Here is a 19904-nt window from a genome sequence, read left to right as displayed (position 1 = left end):
CGCCGAGTGGTCGGTGGTGATCTGGTGAATACAGATGAATGATCTACCGATCGAAGGTTTCACGACGATCAACGAAGGTGCCGCCATGGTCCTGCTGGTCGATGACCAAGCGATGATCGGTGAGGCGGTGCGTCGCGGGCTGTCCCATGAAGAGAACATCGACTTCCACTTCTGCGCCGACCCGCATCAGGCGGTGGCCCAGGCGATGCGCATCAAGCCCACGGTGATCCTGCAGGACTTGATCATGCCGGGCCTGGACGGTCTGACCCTGGTGCGCGAATACCGTAACAACCCCGCCACCCAGGACATTCCGATCATCGTCCTCTCGACCAAGGAGGATCCGCTGGTCAAGAGCGCCGCCTTCGCCGCCGGAGCCAACGATTACCTGGTCAAGCTGCCGGACACCATCGAGTTGGTGGCGCGCATCCGCTATCACTCGCGTTCCTACCTGACCCTGTTGCAGCGCGACGAGGCCTACCGGGCCTTGCGAGTGAGCCAGCAGCAGTTGCTCGACACCAATCTGATGCTGCAGCGGCTGATGAACTCCGATGGCCTGACCGGGCTGTCGAACCGCCGCCACTTCGACGAGTATTTGGAGCTCGAGTGGCGCCGGGCCATGCGCGAGCAGCAGCAATTGTCGTTGCTGATGATCGACGTGGACTACTTCAAGGCCTACAACGACAGCTTTGGCCATCTGGCCGGCGACGAGGCCTTGCGCCAGGTGGCCGAGGCCATTCGCGGTTCCTGTTCGCGGCCCAGCGACCTGCCGGCGCGCTACGGCGGCGAGGAGTTCGCCCTGGTGCTGCCCAACACCTCACCGGGTGGCGCGCGCCTGATCGCGGAAAAGCTGCGCCAGACCGTCCTGGCGCTGAAGATTCCCCACAGCGCACCGCAGGCGGACTCGAGCCTGACCGTGAGCATCGGCCTGGCCACCCAGACCCCGGCGATCGGCAGCCATTGCCGGCAACTGATCTCGGCGGCGGACAAAGGCCTGTACCAGGCCAAGAACAGCGGTCGCAATCAGGTCGGTATCGCTTGAGACTACCAGGCCGCGCATTGTAAGAGGCAGGTGCTACCGATCACACCCCGTATGGCGATGTGTTGAGTGCCGGCCTTGTCAGGACTGTGCACTTATGATCGTCAAGGGGGAGTGTCACTGATATTTTTGTCAGTACCGCGCTTTGTCTTCAGGCATTTCAATAGCCACTATCGCCAGGATTGTGGCATTCAAGTGCTTAGGTGGCATCATGCATATACCAACGGTTGTCAGCTCCTCCTTCGTTTCGTACGCGCTGGTTCTGCTTCTTTCAGCGCTGTTCCCGAATCCCGCTTGGTCCGAATCAAATGCAGTGACGGCGCCTTCTTCGTCAGTCACTGCAGGTCTGGCGCTTGAATTGTACAGGCCGAGATTCCCCGACTCTGCCGCCACGCATGTCAACCTTGACCAGATCGGCGAATCAGTCGTGATCACTTTTTTGTACAAGCCTATGACGGTTGGTGATGTCGTCACGCTGAATTGGAAGGGGACGTCCGACTACCAGGCGCCGGAGCTGGTGGTGGCCGTGCCTGGTGTACCCATGGCCTTTCAGATTCCGTCCTCTGTGGTCGCAGGTGACGATGGCGGCGGGGCGGTCGTAACGGCCAGCGTCAAAGCAGGCTCTCAACCCGAAGTGACCTCGCCTGCTTTTAACGTCACGGTGGGCAGGGAGGGTAGTTCCACGGGAGACGGTATTGCGCAGCGGCTCAACGCACGTTTCAACGCGACCGAGAATGCCTGTCCTGGCAACCTTCCGGCCTACTACTGCAACGGCATCATCGTGCGTTCGGTAGATAACGGCGACTTCGACCCCTGGGATCCCAGTCCTTCCGGCGAGCGGCTGGGGGCGATATCGTTTTCGTACTTCCGCGTCGACACCCATACCGATAACCTGTACAGAAAGAGTGGATTCATCTTTCTGCCGCAATCGGAGGCCATTGCTCAGGGGAAAGCTGTCAACTACCTGTGCATTTATGCCTATGATGCCGGCACCCTGGTGGGTACACGTCCCGACAAAGGCTGTGGGCTCAAGCAAGAGCGCGTTTCGGACGACGATCTCAGCACGTGCGCTGGCAAGAATGCCACTACCGTCGAAGGCTGGTACGCCTTCACTAAGAGCCTGGCTCACCGTGACTATCAGTGTTCTTTGAGCACGCGTCAGGCTGATCAGTTTGCTGTCAGCTACCAGGTGCGTGCCAACAAGCCCGATAACATGAACGCCGCCTGGAACGAGCTTATGGTCGAGCTCTGGCCCCAGGGCCACGGGGCGCATTTGCCGATCGAGGCCTTTTACTACCGTGCGCGCGATGTGCGTTCGCTGGAGGATGCCAGGACCTTCCAGTACAAGTTCCATGCCCGTACGGGCCTGTGGGTACCGGTCGTTGCCTTCGACCTGGATCGCCTCGAACAATCTCCGTTCAGTTATCACGTTGAGGATCAACGTGTAGCTCAGGTGCCGGCGCCTGAGATCAAAGGCGTAGGCAGCAGTGGCGTGCTGGAGCTCTCCTCGCTGGGGATGCAGCCCGTCGATGTTTACGTCGACTACCCGGGTATGGCAGAAGGTCATCGCATCACGCTTCAGTGGTCCAATGCGCAGAAGTCCTGGACCGAGTCGAAGGTTGTCGGTAAAGACCACCGGGGCTTGTCCTTCGCGGTGCCAAACGACGTGGCGCGTGCCGCTCTGGATGGGCACGTGCTCGTCACTGCCAGTGTTACCCGCTGGCCCGATGAACGGGTGATTGTGTCCCCTTCTGCCCGATTGGCGGTCAAGAAGGCCAGGACAGGTCGAGATGTAGCTCAGGCGCTCAACCAACGTTTCGTCGACACCCGTGATAGCTGCCGAGCTGGAACGCCCGCGTATTACTGTAATGGTCTGCTGATACGGGCTATAGATGATGGCGATTTCATGCCGTGGAACCCAAGCCCGAGGGCTGAGAAACTGGGTGCGGTGTCGTTGTCCTGGCTACGGCGGGGTACTCATGTCACGCGTCTGCATACCGCCAGCGGTTTCATATTTCTGCCCCAGCAACTGGCCATCGAGAAGGGCTTCGACCTGCGCTACCTTTGCGTCTATGCCTACGACGCCTGGACAGCACTTGAAGGGCGCCCAGCCAATGGTTGCGGACTACAGCCGTCGAATCAGTCTGCCGCTGATTTGGATCTAAGCACTTGCGCCAGCCAGCAAGCAACGACTGTGACGGGCTGGTACGCGTTCACCAGCACCATCGAAAACTCCAAGTATCAGTGCTCACTCAGTACTCGCGATGCCGGTCAGTTTGCGGTGGCGTACAAGGTCAGGGACAAGCGTCCGCCCAATATCGTCGATACCTACAATGAAGTGCTGGTAGCCACATGGCCGCAGGATATTCCCGATCAACTCCCGATGGAGGCGTTCTTTTATACCAGTAGCCAAGGGCGAGAAGCGGCGATGAACTTCCAGCGCAAGTTCAAGCAGAGCACCGACGGTTGGTTGCCGGTCGTCAAAGTGGATTTGCGCCGGCTATCCACCTCTACGCCTATGAGCTATCTCGAGGAAGATCAAGCAGTGCTCCCCTGAGCGTCGGCTCAGGCTGCAGGTTTGAGCAGGCACCTCATTTGGTTGCAAGGCTGTCTTGAATCCGTATCAATCAAGACAGCTTTGCAAGCCCCTTTGAATCACACCTGGATTCAGCAAAAACACACGATTGCGTGGGCCTGCCGTCACGCGGCAGACTGCGATATACTCGCGGGCTTTTCACCGAATTCGCGCGAGAGCTGCCCGCCCATGGAAATCCAACCGATCCTCAATACCATCAAGGACCTTACCGAGCGTTCCCAGTCAATTCGGGGGTATCTTTGACTACGATCACAAAAGTGATCGTCTGATCGAAGTCAACCGCGAACTGGAAGACCCGGCCGTCTGGAACAAGCCTGAGTATGCCCAGGGCCTGGGCCGCGAGCGGTCCATGCTGGCGCAGGTGGTCGAGACCCTGGACAAGCTGTCCGGCGGCCTGGCCGATTGCAAGGATTTGCTCGACATGGCCGTGGAAGAGGGTGACGACGCAGCCGTGAATGATGTGATCGGCGAACTCGAAGGGCTCGAGGAATCCCTCGCCCAACTGGAGTTCCGCCGCATGTTCAGCGGCGAGATGGACATGAACAACGCCTACCTCGACATCCAGGCAGGTTCCGGCGGCACCGAGGCGCAGGACTGGGCCAACATCCTGCTGCGCATGTACCTGCGCTGGGCCGACAAGCGCGGTTTCGATGCCACCATCATCGAGCTGTCCGAAGGCGAGGTCGCCGGCATCAAAGGCGCCACCGTGCACATCAAGGGCGAATATGCTTTCGGCTGGTTGCGCACCGAGATCGGTGTGCACCGTCTGGTACGCAAGAGCCCGTTCGACTCCGGCGCCCGTCGCCACACCTCGTTCTCGGCGGTGTTCGTCTCGCCGGAAATCGACGACAAGGTCGAGATCGAGATCAACCCGTCCGACCTGCGCGTCGACACCTACCGCTCCTCCGGTGCGGGCGGTCAGCACGTCAACACCACCGATTCGGCGGTGCGTATCACCCACGTGCCGACCAATACCGTGGTGGCGTGCCAGAACGAACGCTCCCAGCACGCCAACAAGGACACCGCCATGAAAATGCTGCGGGCCAAGTTGTACGAGCTGGAAATGCAGAAGCGCAATGCCGCTTCCCAGGCGCTGGAAGATAGCAAGTCGGACATCGGCTGGGGTCACCAGATCCGCTCCTACGTGCTTGACGACTCGCGGATCAAAGACCTGCGCACCGGCGTCGAGCGCAGCGATTGCCAGAAAGTCCTCGACGGCGACCTCGACCAGTACCTCGAAGCGAGCCTCAAGCAGGGCCTGTAAACCGCACACCACCGCCGCGATACCTGGCCTGGGGCCGGTATCGCGTGGCCTGCCCGACAGGGGCAACGAACACCTGATGGAACCAATGACGACATGAGCGACCTGAAGACCGAATCGCAAGACCTGCAACAGGAAGAAAACACCCTGATCGGCCTGCGCAAGGACAAACTTGCCGCCGAGCGGGCCAAGGGTAATGCCTTCCCCAATGACTTCCGTCGCGACAGCTACTGCAACGACCTGCAGAAGCAGTACGTGGACAAGACCAAGGAAGAACTGGAAGCAGCCGCGATTCCGGTCAAGGTCGCCGGCCGCATCATGCTCAACCGTGGCGCGTTCATGGTCATCCAGGACATGACCGGGCGCATCCAGGTCTACGTCAACCGCAAGACCCTCCCCGAGCAGACCCTTGCAGCGGTCAAGACCTGGGACCTGGGCGACATCATCAGCGCTGAAGGGACCCTGGCGCGTTCCGGCAAGGGCGACCTGTACGTCGAGATGACCGACGTGCGCCTGCTGACCAAGTCGCTGCGTCCGCTGCCGGACAAGCACCATGGCCTGACCGACACCGAGCAGCGCTATCGTCAGCGCTACGTCGACCTGATGGTCAACGAGGACACGCGCCACACCTTCCGTGTGCGCTCCCAGGTGATCTCGCACATCCGCAAGTTCCTCGCCGAGCGCGACTTCCTCGAAGTCGAAACGCCGATGCTGCAGACCATTCCCGGTGGCGCCGCCGCCAAGCCTTTCGAAACTCACCACAATGCGCTGGACATGGCCATGTTCCTGCGTATCGCGCCTGAGCTGTACCTCAAGCGTCTGGTGGTCGGCGGCTTCGAGAAAGTCTTCGAGATCAACCGCAACTTCCGCAACGAAGGCGTCTCGACCCGGCACAACCCCGAGTTCACCATGCTCGAGTTCTATCAGGCCTATGCCGATTACCGCGACAACATGGACCTGACCGAAGAGCTGTTCCGCGAGCTGGCCCAGTTGGTCCTGGGCAGCACCGACGTGCCCTATGGCGATAAGGTGTTCCACTTCGGTGAGCCGTTCGCTCGCCTGAGCGTGTTCGACTCGATCCTCAAGTACAACCCGGAGCTGACCGCGGCCGACCTGCAGGATGTCGACAAGGCCCGTGACATCGCCAAGAAGGCCGGCGCCAAGGTGCTCGGCCACGAGGGCCTGGGCAAGCTGCAGGTGATGATTTTCGAAGAGCTGGTCGAGCACAAGCTGGAGCAACCGCACTTCATCACCGAGTACCCGTTCGAGGTCTCGCCACTGGCTCGCCGCAACGACGACAATCCGGCCGTCACCGACCGTTTCGAGCTGTTCATCGGCGGCCGCGAAATCGCCAACGCCTACTCCGAGCTCAATGACGCCGAGGACCAGGCCGAGCGCTTCCTGGCCCAGGTGGCCGAGAAGGATGCAGGTGACGACGAAGCCATGCACTACGACGCCGACTTCGTGCGCGCCCTGGAGTACGGCATGCCGCCGACCGCCGGTGAGGGCATCGGCATCGACCGCCTGGTGATGCTGCTGACCAACTCGCCGTCGATTCGCGATGTGATCCTCTTCCCGCACATGCGCCCGCAGGCCTGAGCCCACTGACCAAGCCGCCTCCCGAGGCGGCTTTTTCTTGCATTTCGTGAGGTACTTCCCGTGACACCCGCAACTGCCCCGCAAGGGGCTGCCGGCGTGGCCAATGCCGTCGCCGAGAGCGTCCAGTATCAAGGCCGCAAGGCCAGTCGCCAGGGCAGCGAGCAGCGCCGCCAGCAGATCCTCGACGCCGCCATGCGCATCGTCGTGCGTGACGGCGTGCGCGGCGTGCGGCATCGCGCCGTGGCCGCCGAGGCTGGTGTGCCCCTGTCGGCCACTACCTATTACTTCAAGGACATCGAAGACCTGCTCACCGACAGCTTCGCCCAGTACGTCGAGCGCAGCGCCGCCTACATGGCCAAGCTGTGGGCCAACACCGAAGGGGTGTTGCGTCATCTGCTCGCCCAGGGCGATTGCAGCGCCTTGTCGCGGGCGCGTCTGGCCGACGAAGTGGCGCGCATGACCGCTGACTATGTGAGCCGCCAATTGCTCAACCGCCGCGACTTCCTGCTGGCCGAACAGGCGTTTCGCCAGGAGGCGCTGCTGTGTCCGCGTTTGGCCGAACTGGTGCGCGCCCATGAGCAGATCCTGCTGCATGGTGCGCGGCAGATGCTCGAGGTGGTCGGCTCGCGTCAGCCGCAACAGGACGCCCTGGTGTTGACGGCCATCATCGAGCAGATGGAATATCAGGGCCTGCTCGATGCGCCCGATGCCCAGGCCGACGAACAGATGCTCGCTATCCTGACCCGCTATCTGCACTTGGTGCTGGCTGCGGTTTAAGGCATAGCCGATTTCTTCAAGGAGAACCCGATGAAAGCCTGGCGTGTGCTGTTGCTGACCTTGTCGTTCCTGCTGCTGGGCGGATGTCTGGTGACGTTCGACGAACCGCTGGCGGCGCACCAGGCGGCGCCCAAGGGCCTGGTGGGTCACTGGAGCAGCAAGGATGCCTGGGGCCAGCCGCTGCAGTTGACCATCAGCCGCACGGTTGGCGACACCTACAAGGCGGTGGCCCGCACCCAGGGCAAGGCGCCACAGTCCTACGACTTCACCGTGTCGCGCCATGGCAACCGCTGGTATCTGTCGGCGGCGGTGCCCAAGTCCTTGGGTGGCCACTATGTGATCGGCGGCTTCGAACTGATCGATGGCAAACAGTTGGTGGTCTACAACCTGGACGTGGAACAGATGCAGCAGGCCGTGGACAAGCAGGAACTCAGTGGTCGCCGCACCGAGGTGCCGCAAGACAACGGCGCGGGCGTGTTGATCGACAGCTCGGCCGAACGCGTTCTGGCATACCTGGACGACCCGGCCAACTCCGACCTGTTCGTGGAAGCGGCGCGGTTCCAGCGGGCCAGCAAATAAACCTGCCGGACGCTTTGCGGCTGAAGCGTTCGCTATTGGCCTCAACGCTATAGCCCGGCACGGCCAGCGTTTTTCAGAAAGGAGTTCCCGGTGGACGATTACCAACAGACCATCCGCGCGCTGTCCGACCGTATCGTCGCCGCCCAGACCCCGATACGGGTGCTGGATGCGGTGAAGTGGGACGACGGCATCCGTCAGGGCTTCTACAAGACCAAGGGCAAGGAACCGCCGGCGGTGGATCGCGCCTACTATCAAAGCCGGCCGCTGTCGTTCGACTCCAGCGCGGTGAAAGCCGAATTCCAGAGTATCGAGCGCGACATCACCCGCCAGCTCGGCCAGTTCAACCCAGTCGGGCAGATCATGCGACGCATGTGCAAGGAGTACCGCATGGTGGTGCGCATGCTCGAAGCGCGCGGCACCGAGGACTTCGGCCTGATCTCCCAGGAGCTGTACGGCGCCGCGTCCGATGCCTTCCACGCGGGTGACCCGACCCTGGCCGACCTGGGGCTGATGCTGTCGGATTACCTGAACAACATCGACGGGCGCGGCGACCTCAAGGACGAGCCGAAGAACCTCACGGCCAAGGAAGCGGTGGAAATTCTCCAGCGTCGCCTGAACAAGGTGTTCGGCGAGGCGGAAGAAACCATCCGCGTGTTCGAGTCCGACGGTATCGTCGCCGATGCCGCGGCCGGTGCCGACTACATCAAGGTGCGCAGCGACGCCCTGTTCAACAGCCGGGACGTGCGGGCGCTGGAGGTGCATGAAGGGCTGGTGCATGTCGGCACCACCCTCAATGGCCTCAACCAGCCCATCTGCACCTTCCTCTCCAAAGGCCCGCCATCGTCCACCGTGACCCAGGAGGGCCTGGCCATTCTCATGGAGGTGATCGCGTTCGCCTCCTACCCCAGTCGCTTGCGCAAACTGACCAACCGTACCCGCGCCATCCACATGGTGGAGCAGGGCGCCGACTTCATGCAGGTCTACGCCTTCTTCCGCGACCAGGGCTTCGAAATGGCCGACAGCTACGGCAATGCCAGTCGCGTGTTCCGCGGCTCCGTGCCCAATGGCCTGCCATTCACCAAAGACTTGTCCTATCTCAAGGGCTTCATCATGGTCTACAACTACATTCAGTTGGCCGTGAGGAAGGGCAAGCTGGAGCAGATCCCGCTGCTGTTCTGCGGCAAGACCACGCTGGAAGACATGCGCACGTTGCGTCAATTGGTCGAAGAGGGCCTGGTGGCGCCACCGAAGTACCTTCCCGAGCAGTTCCGCGACCTCAACGCGCTGTCGGCCTGGATGTGTTTCTCCAACTTCCTCAACCACCTGAGCCTCGATCGCATTGAAGCCGACTACGCCAACATTCTCTGAGCGCTGCCGTACGCTGTTGCTGGGGCTCGGGCTGGTGTGCCTGGCCGGTTGCAGCAGTCTGCTGTTCTACCCCGAGCCCGGTCAGCCGTTCACGCCAGAGCGTGCGCAGTTGCCGTACCGCGACGTGACGCTGACGGCGCGCGATGGCACGCGCTTGCATGGCTGGTGGTTACCGGCCAAAGCCGGCGTCGCGGTGAAGGGTACGGTGCTGCACCTGCATGGCAATGGCGGCAACCTGGCCTGGCACCTGGGCGGTAGCTACTGGCTGCCTGAGCAGGGCTATCAGGTGCTGATGCTCGACTACCGGGGCTATGGCCTCTCTGCCGGCAAGCCTACGCTGCCGGCGGTGTACCAGGACATCGAAGCCGCTTTGGATTGGCTGGGGCAGGCGCCCGAGGTCCAAGGCAAGCCGCTAGTATTGCTGGGCCAGAGCCTGGGAGGGGCCATGGCCATCCACTATCTGGCCGAACACCCCCAGCAACGCCAGCGCTTCAGCGCCCTTGTGTTCGACGGCGTACCAGCCAGCTACCGCGACGTCGGGCGCTTTGCCTTGAGCACCTCGTGGATGACCTGGCCGCTGCAGGTGCCGCTGTCCTGGCTGGTACCCGACGGCGACAGCGCGATCCGCTCCATCGAGCGTCTGGACAGCCCGCCGAAGCTGTTCTTCCACAGCATCGACGACAACCTGGTGCCGATGGCCAACGGCATCCGCCTGTACCAGCACGCACCGCCGCCACGCGTGCTGCAACTGACCCGGGGCGATCATGTGCAGACCTTCGCCGACCCGACCTGGCGTCAGGTGATGCTGCGTTTTCTCGACGATCCCAGCCATTTCAACTGCCTGCGCCGATTGGCGGAAGTGCCGAACTACCCTGACGAGAACCACCCGCAATGAGTGAAGAACGCAACGCCATCCGGCTGATTCTGACCGGTGTAGGCACCATCATCGTCACCGTGGGGGCCTTGTGGTACTACGGTTACCTGCACTTCGCCAAGCCTGAAGACGCGCTGCTGCTGCAGGACTACACCATGCTCAAGACCATTCCGGGCGAAGACTACAAGGTATCGCTGGAGCCCTCGCCGCAATTGGCGCAGTGCGTCGACGGCGTGCTGGTGCTGTTCGATACCCAGCAGAAGGGCCTGACGGGCGTGCTGGTGGACAACCGCAAGCGGGCGATCCGCTGCATGGGTCAGGACACGCCGCAACAGGTGCAATAAAACCTGCAGGCATGAAAAAACCCGCCATCGAGGCGGGTTTTTTCATATTACCGAGCAGACGCTATCAACGGATGGTCGAACGCGGCGCTACCGGTTGGTTGTCGTTGGAGATGGTGACTTCCACGCGACGGTTCTGGGCACGGCCAGAATTGCTGGAGTTGTCCGCAACCGGATACTCCTTGCCATAACCCTGGGCGACGATGCGCGCTGGGTCGATACCGGCACGTACCAGGGCCATGCGCACGCTGTTGGCGCGACGCTCGGACAGGCTCTTGTTGTAGCTCTGCGAACCGACGCTGTCGGTGTAGCCTTCGACGATCACCTTACGCTCTGGATTTTCCTGGAGGAAAGTGGCCAGGGTGGTGATGTTCGGCAGGGCACTGCTCTTGAGCTCAGCCTTGTTGAAGTCGAACAGCACGTCGCCGAAGGTCACCAGGGTGCCGCGGTCGGTCTGCTTGGCGTTGAGCTTGTCCTGCAGGGCTTTGATCTGCGCGTCGCGGGCGTCCAGCTTGGCCTGGGCGCGCTGGGCGGCGGCGTTCTTAAGGTCAGCTTCGGCGGTGCGCAGGGCGATGGTCTGCTTGGCCACTTCGACGCGCTGGTTGGTCAGATAGGCCAGTTGGTCGACCTTCTTCTCGTCTTCGCGGTCCATGTAGGCCTTGTCGGCCTTGTTCAGCCAGTCCTGGGCGTCCTTAGTTTCCAGCGCCGCGACTTTGCTCGCTTGCGGATCGCTCTGCAGCGACGAGAAGTTGGTGCGGGCCGATTCCAGGTTGGCGTTCGGGTCGTGCGAGCACGCAGCCAGGCCAACGCTCAGGGCCAGAAGGGCGGGGATCATTACGTAGTTGCGCATAGTGTTCATCCTTTGATCGATAACGAAGGCAGGTGGGCGGTCAGGCAGGCCTTACTGGGCGCTGCGCAGGCCTTCCTCACGCACGTCATTGACGCCTTGGCGGGCATCCTGCACGGCCTTCTGGGCCTTGGCTGCCTGGGCCTTGCGCTCGGCGACGCGGGCGTCCCACTCGGCCTGTTCGGCCAGGCGCTTGGCTTCGTCGTACTTCTTGTCATGCATGGCGATTTCGGCCTGCTTGAACTTGTCCTGCGCAGATTTCATCTCGACTGCGGCGTACTCGGTGCCGCCGGCGCTGACCGCAGAATTCACGGCGGACTGGGTCACGGCGTACTGTTCGGTCGGCGGATTGCCAGCACAGCCGGCCAGGACCAGGCTGCTGCCCAGGGCCAGCGCGGCCAATTTCAGCCCGCGCAGTGAGTTGGACGGGAAGTTTGCGGTGCGGGTCTTCATGGTGGTCAACTCCATTGGAACACTCCTGATAACGATGTCCGTGACAGTCCATCGCTCCCTGACATCACATAGGCTTGTGCCGGTGCACCAAACACCATGGGCGCAGGGTTTTTGCGTGATGGCTATTGGCTCCGACTTGAGCGATTCAAGAATAGTTCAGAAAAAACTTAGCTAGGCAACGCAACTTTTTCTGACTGATCGGTCAGTGCGCACAGGCCGGTGACTCAAGCCCATCGCACGTGCCACGGCGCGGTCTGTGTTGAGAACCGCAGCAGGTTGCAATAGTTGCATTGGCGTGGCGTCGCTTGTTTTGACGGGCTGTCGTGGGCACTCTTGGCGGATCGACCGGGATGCTGGCGCGGGTTGACCGCGCGATCTAAGGAGAGCCAATGACCGATATCGATGTGCGCTTGCGTGAAGATGTCCACCTGCTAGGTGAGCTGCTCGGGGAAACCATTCGCCAGCAGCATGGCGAAGGTTTTTTGCAGAAGATCGAGGACATTCGCCACAGTGCCAAGGCCGATCGCCGCGGTGCGGGCGAGCAGTTGAGTTCGACCCTTGCCGATCTGGCCGATGACGACCTGTTGCCGGTGGCCCGCGCGTTCAACCAGTTTCTCAACCTGGCCAACATCGCCGAGCAGTACCAGTTGATCCATCGACGCGGTGCCGAGCAGCAGGCGCCGTTCGAGGACCGCGCCTTGCCGGAACTGCTGGCACGGCTGCGCCAGGCTGGACATGACGATCAGAGCCTGGCCCGGCAGTTGGCCGAACTGGACATCCAGTTGGTGCTGACGGCGCACCCCACCGAAGTGGCGCGGCGCACCTTGATCCAGAAGTACGATGCGATCGCCGCCCAACTCGCCGCCCAGGACCATCGCGACCTCACGCCAGCCGAGCGCCAGCAGATTCGTGAGCGGCTGCGCCGTCTTATCGCCGAGGCCTGGCATACCGAGGAAATCCGTCGTACCCGGCCCACCCCGGTGGATGAAGCCAAGTGGGGCTTTGCAGTGATCGAGCACTCACTGTGGCAGGCCATTCCCAACCACCTGCGCAAGGTCGACCAGGCCTTGTTCGACGCCACCGGCCAGCGGCTGCCGCTGAGCGCCGCGCCGATTCGCTTCGCCTCATGGATGGGCGGTGACCGTGACGGCAACCCCAACGTCACCGCGCCTGTAACCCGTGAGGTACTGCTGTTGGCGCGCTGGATGGCGGCTGACCTGTTCCTGCGCGACATCGATGCGCTGGCGGCGGATTTGTCCATGCAGCAGGCCAGCGCCGCGCTGCGTGAAGTGGTCGGTGACAGCGCCGAGCCCTATCGCGCGGTGCTCAAGCAACTGCGCGATCGCCTGCGCGCCACCCGCGCCTGGGCCCATGCCTCCTTGGCCGGGCCACAGCCTGCTTCGGCGCAGGTGCTGGTCAACAACCGCGAACTGATCGAGCCCCTTGAGCGATGCCATCAGTCGCTGCATGACTGCGGCATGGGCGTGATCGCCGACGGCCCGCTGCTCGACTGTCTGCGCCGGGCCGTGACCTTTGGCCTGTTCCTGGTGCGCCTGGACGTGCGCCAGGACGCAGCCCGGCACCGCGATGCATTGTCGGAAATCACCGACTACCTGGGGCTGGGACGCTACGCCGACTGGGACGAAGAGCAGCGCATCGCCTTCCTGCAAGCCGAACTGGCCAATCGTCGACCCCTGCTGCCTGGCTATTTCCAGCCCGAGGCGGACACCGCCGAGGTGCTGGCGACCTGTCGCGAGATCGCGGCGGCGCCCGCTGCCTCGCTGGGCTCCTACGTGATTTCCATGGCCGGCGCGGCCTCCGATGTGTTGGCAGTGCAATTGCTGTTGAAGGAAGCCGGGCTGACCCGGCCGATGCGGGTGGTGCCGCTGTTCGAGACCCTGGCCGATCTGGACAACGCCGGCCCGGTGATGGAGCGCCTGCTCGGTTTGCCCGGTTATCGCGACACGCTGCACGGTCCGCAGGAAGTGATGATCGGCTATTCCGACTCGGCCAAGGACGCCGGCACCACGGCGGCGGCCTGGGCGCAGTACCGCGCACAGGAAAACCTGGTGCGGATCTGTCGTGAACATGAGGTCGAATTGCTGCTGTTCCATGGCCGCGGCGGCACCGTCGGGCGTGGCGGTGGTCCTGCCCACGCGGCGATCCTGTCGCAGCCCCCGGGCTCGGTGGCCGGACGCTTCCGGACCACCGAGCAGGGCGAAATGATCCGCTTCAAGTTCGGCCTGCCGGGCATCGCCGAACAGAACCTCAACCTGTATCTGGCGGCGGTGCTGGAGGCGACCTTGCTGCCGCCTCCGCCGCCGGAGCCCGCCTGGCGCGAGGTGATGGACCAGATGGCCGCCGACGGCGTCCAGGCCTACCGCGCGGTGGTGCGCGAGAACCCGGATTTCGTCGAGTATTTCCGGCAGTCCACGCCCGAGCAGGAACTGGGACGTCTGCCGTTGGGTAGCCGGCCTGCCAAGCGCCGCGCCGGGGGCATCGAGAGTCTGCGAGCGATTCCGTGGATCTTCGGCTGGACCCAGACACGGCTGATGCTGCCGGCCTGGCTGGGCTGGGAAACCGCATTGAGCAACGCACTGGCCCGGGGGCAGGGTGACCTGCTGACGCAGATGCGTGGGCAGTGGCCATTCTTCCGCACGCGTATCGACATGCTGGAGATGGTCTTGGCCAAGGCCGATGCGGAAATCGCCAAAGCCTACGACGAACGTCTGGTGCAACCGCAACTGCTGGCGTTGGGGTCGCATCTGCGCGACCTATTGTCGCAGTCGTGCCAGGTGGTGCTGAGCCTGACCGGCCAGCCGGTGCTACTGGCCCACAGTCCCGAGACCCTGGAATTCATCAGCCTGCGCAACACCTACCTGGACCCGCTGCATCGCCTGCAGGCGGAACTGCTGGCCCGCTCGCGGGTGCGCGAAGCCGCTCTGGATAGCCCGTTGGAGCAGGCCCTGCTGGTCACCGTGGCCGGCATTGCGGCGGGTTTGCGCAACACCGGCTGAGGTGCCGAGGCACCGTCGAATGCGCGCAAGCGACGGTGTCTTGCAAGGCGGTGCGGGGTGCGGTTGCGAGGGGCGCAACCCGCACTGAAAAGGGGCGCGGCACGCCGGTCCGTGCCACTTTCGCACGCTTGTCTGGCTGACGGGCGCTGTGTATCTTGAGCAGCCTTTTGACCGATTTTCCGGTCTATCCGATTTTCCGGACTTGGCCCTGAACCGCCGAATCCACTGTTTTGCTATAAAAAAATATGAGGAGCACATGATGCGCGTAATTCTGCTGGGAGCTCCCGGGGCCGGTAAAGGTACTCAGGCAAAGTTCATCACCGAAAAGTTCGGTATTCCGCAAATCTCCACGGGCGACATGCTGCGTGCCGCGGTCAAGGCCGGTACCCCGCTGGGCCTGGAGTTGAAGAAAGTTATGGATGCCGGTCAACTGGTCTCCGACGAACTCATCATCGGTCTGGTCAAGGAGCGCATCGCTCAGCCAGATTGCAAAAATGGCTGCCTGTTCGATGGCTTCCCACGGACCATCCCGCAGGCTGAAGCCATGGTCGCGGCAGGCGTGGACATCGATGCCGTGGTAGAAATCGCCGTGGACGACGAAGAGATCGTCGGGCGCATGGCCGGTCGCCGCGTTCACCTGGCCTCGGGTCGCACCTACCACATCCAGTACAACCCGCCGAAGGTCGAGGGCAAGGACGACGTCACTGGCGAGGAGCTGATCCAGCGCGACGACGATAAGGAAGAGACCGTGCGTCATCGCCTGTCGGTCTATCACACCCAGACCAAACCGCTGGTGGACTTCTATCAGAAGCTGTCCGCCGCGAATGACGGCAAGCCCAAGTACGCCCATATCGCAGGTGTCGGCTCGGTCGAGTCGATCACCGCCAAGGTACTGCAAGCCCTGAGCTGATCGTCCCTTGCAGTGCACCACGGCCCGCTTGCGGGCCGTAGTCGTTTATACTGCCGGCCTTTTCCCTTTCGCCTTTGGATACACGTTCGATGACCACCCTGCTGGCCCTGGATACCGCCACCGAAGCCTGTTCCGTCGCCCTGCTGCATGACGGCCAGGTGACCAGCCACTACGAGGTGATTCCGCGCCAGCATGCGCAGAAACTGCTGCCGATGATCAAGCAATTGTTGGCTGACGCCGGGGTGGCCCTGAACGCGGTGGACGCCATCGCCTTCGGTCGCGGGCCGGGCGCCTTCACCGGCGTGCGCATCGCCATTGGCGTGGTCCAAGGCCTGGCATTCGCCCTGCAGCGTCCGGTGCTGCCGGTGTCCAACCTGGCGGCGCTGGCCCAGGGCGCGTTGCGTCAGCACGGCGTGCAGCAGGTGGCGGCGGCCATCGATGCGCGTATGGACGAGGTGTACTGGGGCTGCTACCAGGCCCAGGGCGACGAAATGCGTCTGCTGGCACCGGAACGCGTGATTGCCCCTGAACAGGTGGTGTTGCCTCAGGGCGGTCAGTGGTTTGGCGCAGGCACCGGCTGGGGCTACGGCGAGCGACTGGCGGTTCAGGTGGCCAGCCACGACGCCCAGGCCTTGCCCCATGCCCAGGATGTCCTCAGCCTCGCCGCGCATGCCTGGGCTCGCGGCGAAGCGGTGGCCGCCGACCAGGCGCAGCCGGTGTATCTGCGCGACAACGTGGCCACACCAAAGGCGCGCTGAGTGCAGTTCGTCGGCTATTGCGGTTCGAGATAAACATTTGGCAAAAACTGTGGTCCAGTTATCACGGCCGCGTTGGTGATGGATGCCGGATGCTGCTAAATTGCCATTACTGTTTCTGAGTATGCCCTCATGCGCATCGACGGATTCTCCTCACAGCCGTACCCGGTCAAGCGCCCCCCGCGCAAGGGACCGGTGCGCGACGAGTCGATCGAAGACGCGCAGCTCGTCGAGGACGACGATGAAGCGGTGCAGGTCGCCCGCGCCCAGCGCCGCAGCGCTGGCCTGCCGGCCCGCCAGCAGGACATGATCTTCCCTCGGGCGCGTGATCGTCGCACGGCGACCGCCTTGGCCAGCTACCTGAGCACCGCCGGCTTCAGCGACTGGGAGATGGAAGTGCTGGGGCTCGACCTGTACATTTGAGCGATGAGCCCATCGCCACTGCCTTACCACCTCGGATGCCCGTCCTGGAGCGAAAACGCCTGGCGCGAGTACCTCTACCCCGTCGATTCGCGATCCCCGCAGTTTCTCGGGCTGTACTGCCAGGTGTTCAACGCTGTCGAGGGTAACACCACCTTCTATGCCCGCCCTACACCCGCCACGGTCGAGCGCTGGGCGCAGTCGATGCCTGCCGGCTTCCGCTTCACCGCCAAGTTTCCCCGCGAGGTCAGCCACTGCGACGATCTGCGTCAGCAACTGGACTCGGCCGCCGACTTCACTCGCCTGTTGGCGCCGCTGGGCGAACGGGTATCGCCTTACTGGCTGCAACTGCCGGCATCCTTCGGGCCGGGACGTCTGGCCGAACTGAGCCAGTTCCTCGACGACATCGGCGTGCCCGTGGCGGTGGAGGTGCGCAACGATGCGTTTTTCGCCCGAGGCGACGAAGAACGGCTGCTCAACCGGCTGTTGCACGCGCGCGGGGTGGAGCGTATCTGCCTGGATCCGCGGGCATTGTTCAGTTGCACGTCGCGCTCGCCCGAGGTGCTGCACGCGCAGTCGAAGAAACCCAAGGTGCCGCCTCGGCCCGCAGCGTTCAGTCAGCATCCGCAGGTGCGCTTCATTGGCCATCCCGAACTGGACGCCAACGATCCATTCCTCACGCCTTGGGTGGACAAGATCGCCGAATGGATCGAGCAAGGGCGCTGCCCGTACATGTTCCTGCACACTGCCGACAACCGCCTGGCCGCCGCCCTGGCGCAGCGTTTTCACCAGCGTTTGATGATGCGCCTGCCGGGCCTGGCCGCATTACCGGAATTGCCTCGTGCGCCTGAGGTCGAACAATTGGGACTGCTCTGACACCCCTTTTGACCCTCCCGGAGACGTGATCATGGATGTGCAAACCCTGCGAGCCGAAGCCTTCAAGGCGCTGCATGCGCGCGATGGCGCTTTCGTCATCGCCAACCCCTGGGATGCGGGCTCGGCACGGATGCTGGCGGCGCTCGGCTTCGAAGCCCTGGCCACCACCAGTGCGGGGCTGGCCTTCAGCCTGGGGCGGCCGGATGCCGAAGGTGCCCTAGGCCTGGACGAAGTGCTCGACAACGCCAGGGGTATCGTCGACGCCACCGCGCTGCCCGTCTCCGCCGACCTGGAGAAGGGCTTTGGCGACGCGCCGCAGGACTGCGCCAACGCCATTCTGCGCGCCGCTGAAGTGGGCCTGGTGGGCGCTTCGATCGAAGACGCCAGCGGCCGGGTCGACGCGCCGATCTACGAGTTCGCTGTGTCGTTGGAGCGGGTGCGCGCGGCGGTTCAGGCAGCGCGCAGCTTGCCGTTTCCTTTCACGCTATGTGCCCGCGCCGAGAACCTGCTGCACGGGCGCATGGACCTCGACGACACCATTGGCCGCCTGCAGGCGTACGCCGAGGCCGGGGCCGATGTGGTGTATGCACCGGGACTGCGCAGCGTCGAGGAAATCCGTGCGGTGGTGCAGGCAGTCGCGCCGACGCCGGTGAACGTACTCATGGGGCTGGCGGGAGTACCGCTGGGCGTCAATCAGTTGCAGGACCTGGGCGTGCGTCGCATCAGCGTCGGTTCGTCGCTGGCGCGTGCGGCGCTGGGCGCCTTCCAGCGGGCGGCGCTGGAGATTCGTGATCAGGGCACGTTCAGCTACGCCGACCAGGCGATGCCGTTCGATGCGCTCAACGACTTGCTGCGCCGCTGACTCGCGTGCGTCTGATCGCGCTGCTGCTCGGCGCCCTGTTGCTGGTCGGCGCGCAGGCTTGGTATCTGGGCTGGCGGCCACCGGCGCAGTGGAATCCCTGGGCGCCGCTGGATGTGCGGCAGCCGCCGAACTTGCTGACCGCCTGGAAACTCTCGCGTCTGCGCGACGACCCGGCACTATGCCGTCAGGCGCTGGAAACCTCTGCGCTGCGTTATCGGGCACAGGCCGACAGCCCGGCCTCAGCCGGTTGTCCTTTGCGCAATGTCTGGCGTGTGGAAAGCGGTGAGGCACGCTTGAGCAGCAGTTTCATCGCCAGTTGCCCGCTGGCAGTGGCCTATGCGCTGTTCGAGATCCACGGTCTGCAGCCGGCCGCGCAGCGGGTGTTCGGGCAGCCGGTCACGCAGGTGGACCACCTGGGCAGTTTCGCCTGCCGCAATGTGTACCACCGGGCACAAGGCAGGCTCAGTCAGCACGCCACGGCAAACGCCCTGGACATCAGCGGCTTTCGTTTGAAAGATGGCCAGCGCATCGTGCTGGCGCGCGACTGGCAAGCGGGCGGAGCCAAGGCGCAGTTTCTGCGCGAGGTGCGCGATGCGGCGTGCGCCAGTTTCAGTGGCGTACTAGGGCCGGACTACAACGCCGCCCACGCCAATCACTTCCATGTGGACATGGGACGCTGGCAGGTCTGTCGCTGATTCAGGCGTAGGCGCGCACGTTGTTCAGCACCACCGGTCGCGCCCAGTGGGTATCGAATTCCAGCGCGTTCTGCTGCTGGGCCAGGGTGGACGCGTCGAAGGGTTCTGCTGCGGGCTCGAGCAACTGTGGCTCCAGCTCGGCGATCGGCAGGTGCAGCGGGCGCGGTGAGGGCGCAGGGCCTGGGGCGGGAAGGGGATGGCCCTGGCTCATCACCCGTGGCCGCAGCCAACTGCCGTCGAGGTCGAGCTGGCGCTGCTGCTCGATCAGTTCGCTGGCGCTGAACGGCTCCGGCGCAGGCGGCAGCAGGTTGGCCTCCAGCTCCGCCTTGGGCAGGAACAGCGGCTCGGGCGGACGCACTTCGTGGTTCTGCACGGGCAGCGCACGCTGGATTTCGATCAAGGCCAGGGCCTTGGCACCGCCCAGGGGTTCGCCGCTATCGTGATCGTACTGGCGGGTCAGCGCCTGGCTGAAGCTGTCCTGCTCTTCCTCGGAGCGCTCGGCCATGGCGCGGGCGAAGAAGTCCTGCCACAGGTGGCTGACGCCGCCCAGGGCTTGGGAATTCTGCCGACCGTAGTTGCCGACAGGCGACAAGTAGGTCAAACCGATGGGAAGAGTTTCTGACATGGCAAGTCGCGCG

At 63.4% G+C, this 19904-nt stretch carries 19 protein-coding genes; 16 read left to right on the top strand and 3 right to left on the bottom strand.

The annotated features are described in order from the left end of the window. The first annotated feature begins 34 nt into the window (after window positions 1-34). From GKC70_RS18750 to GKC70_RS18710, 9 genes are all read left to right on the top strand, one after another. Window positions 35-1039 carry a PleD family two-component system response regulator gene (locus GKC70_RS18750; protein WP_039575790.1) on the top strand — a complete coding sequence of 335 codons (1005 nt, stop codon included), beginning with the start codon at window positions 35-37 and terminating at the stop codon, window positions 1037-1039. 208 nt (window positions 1040-1247) lie between these two features. Beyond that, on the top strand, window positions 1248-3593 hold the full coding sequence (locus tag GKC70_RS18745) for a hypothetical protein (protein ID WP_342649548.1): 2346 nt from the start codon (window positions 1248-1250) through the stop codon (window positions 3591-3593). Between the two features lie 207 nt (window positions 3594-3800). Continuing rightward, window positions 3801-4896 (top strand): peptide chain release factor 2 gene (gene prfB / locus GKC70_RS18740; RefSeq protein ID WP_342649547.1). Its coding sequence is split into 2 segments (ribosomal slippage): window positions 3801-3872 and window positions 3874-4896, totalling 1095 coding nucleotides; the frame shifts between segments, so codons are not numbered across the junction. Between the two features lie 93 nt (window positions 4897-4989). Further along, window positions 4990-6492 carry a lysine--tRNA ligase gene (gene lysS, locus GKC70_RS18735; RefSeq protein ID WP_342649546.1) on the top strand — a complete coding sequence of 501 codons (1503 nt, stop codon included), beginning with the start codon at window positions 4990-4992 and terminating at the stop codon, window positions 6490-6492. Window positions 6493-6552: 60 nt separating this feature from the next. Beyond that, entirely contained in the window at window positions 6553-7269 is a 717-nt protein-coding gene (locus GKC70_RS18730) for a TetR family transcriptional regulator (protein ID WP_295481290.1), read from the top strand. Window positions 7270-7299: 30 nt separating this feature from the next. Further along, window positions 7300-7848: a hypothetical protein gene (locus GKC70_RS18725; protein WP_342649545.1), complete on the top strand. Its 549-nt coding sequence runs from the start codon at window positions 7300-7302 to the stop codon at window positions 7846-7848. 90 nt (window positions 7849-7938) lie between these two features. After that, window positions 7939-9216 carry a flavohemoglobin expression-modulating QEGLA motif protein gene (locus tag GKC70_RS18720; RefSeq protein ID WP_039575801.1) on the top strand — a complete coding sequence of 426 codons (1278 nt, stop codon included), beginning with the start codon at window positions 7939-7941 and terminating at the stop codon, window positions 9214-9216. After that, entirely contained in the window at window positions 9188-10111 is a 924-nt protein-coding gene (locus GKC70_RS18715) for an alpha/beta hydrolase (RefSeq protein WP_342649544.1), read from the top strand. The genes GKC70_RS18720 and GKC70_RS18715 overlap by 29 nt, the downstream gene beginning before the upstream one ends. Further along, window positions 10108-10434 (top strand): hypothetical protein, encoded by a 327-nt coding sequence (locus GKC70_RS18710; protein WP_342649543.1) that lies wholly within the window; start codon window positions 10108-10110, stop codon window positions 10432-10434. Before GKC70_RS18715 ends, GKC70_RS18710 begins: the two co-directional genes overlap by 4 nt. A gap of 64 nt (window positions 10435-10498) precedes the next feature. On the opposite strand, the gene GKC70_RS18705 is transcribed toward GKC70_RS18710, so the two are convergent. After that, window positions 10499-11281: an OmpA family protein gene (locus GKC70_RS18705; protein ID WP_342649542.1), complete on the bottom strand. Its 783-nt coding sequence runs from the start codon at window positions 11279-11281 to the stop codon at window positions 10499-10501. 51 nt (window positions 11282-11332) lie between these two features. Next, window positions 11333-11746, bottom strand: a complete 414-nt coding sequence (locus tag GKC70_RS18700) for a DUF4398 domain-containing protein (protein WP_039575807.1) — start codon at window positions 11744-11746, stop codon at window positions 11333-11335. 374 nt (window positions 11747-12120) lie between these two features. On the opposite strand from GKC70_RS18700, the gene ppc reads away from it, so the two are divergent. From ppc to GKC70_RS18665, 7 genes are all read left to right on the top strand, one after another. Continuing rightward, window positions 12121-14748, top strand: a complete 2628-nt coding sequence (gene ppc / locus GKC70_RS18695) for a phosphoenolpyruvate carboxylase (protein WP_342649541.1) — start codon at window positions 12121-12123, stop codon at window positions 14746-14748. Between the two features lie 259 nt (window positions 14749-15007). Next, window positions 15008-15658, top strand: coding sequence for an adenylate kinase (gene adk, locus GKC70_RS18690; RefSeq protein ID WP_039575810.1), 651 nt, complete (start codon window positions 15008-15010; stop codon window positions 15656-15658). Window positions 15659-15747: 89 nt separating this feature from the next. Beyond that, complete coding sequence (tsaB, locus tag GKC70_RS18685) at window positions 15748-16416, top strand: tRNA (adenosine(37)-N6)-threonylcarbamoyltransferase complex dimerization subunit type 1 TsaB (protein ID WP_342649540.1); 669 nt, start codon at window positions 15748-15750, stop codon at window positions 16414-16416. A gap of 129 nt (window positions 16417-16545) precedes the next feature. Then, complete coding sequence (locus GKC70_RS18680; protein WP_029613483.1) at window positions 16546-16836, top strand: hypothetical protein; 291 nt, start codon at window positions 16546-16548, stop codon at window positions 16834-16836. 3 nt (window positions 16837-16839) lie between these two features. Beyond that, on the top strand, window positions 16840-17709 hold the full coding sequence (locus tag GKC70_RS18675) for a DUF72 domain-containing protein (RefSeq protein WP_342649539.1): 870 nt from the start codon (window positions 16840-16842) through the stop codon (window positions 17707-17709). A 31-nt stretch (window positions 17710-17740) separates the two neighbouring features. Continuing rightward, on the top strand, window positions 17741-18571 hold the full coding sequence (locus GKC70_RS18670) for an isocitrate lyase/phosphoenolpyruvate mutase family protein (protein WP_342649538.1): 831 nt from the start codon (window positions 17741-17743) through the stop codon (window positions 18569-18571). 5 nt (window positions 18572-18576) lie between these two features. Beyond that, window positions 18577-19266, top strand: coding sequence for an extensin family protein (locus tag GKC70_RS18665; RefSeq protein ID WP_342649537.1), 690 nt, complete (start codon window positions 18577-18579; stop codon window positions 19264-19266). A gap of 1 nt (window position 19267) precedes the next feature. Here GKC70_RS18665 and GKC70_RS18660 read toward each other — a convergent pair whose 3' ends face one another. Then, entirely contained in the window at window positions 19268-19891 is a 624-nt protein-coding gene (locus tag GKC70_RS18660) for an energy transducer TonB (RefSeq protein ID WP_342649536.1), read from the bottom strand. Window positions 19892-19904: the final 13 nt, after the last annotated feature.

Origin of the sequence: Pseudomonas sp. REB1044 (assembly GCF_038813925.1) — a bacterium.
Lineage (GTDB): Bacteria > Pseudomonadota > Gammaproteobacteria > Pseudomonadales > Pseudomonadaceae > Aquipseudomonas > Aquipseudomonas boreofloridensis.
Note: the sequence above shows the minus strand (reverse complement) of the source record. Positions and strands in the feature narration are given on the sequence as shown.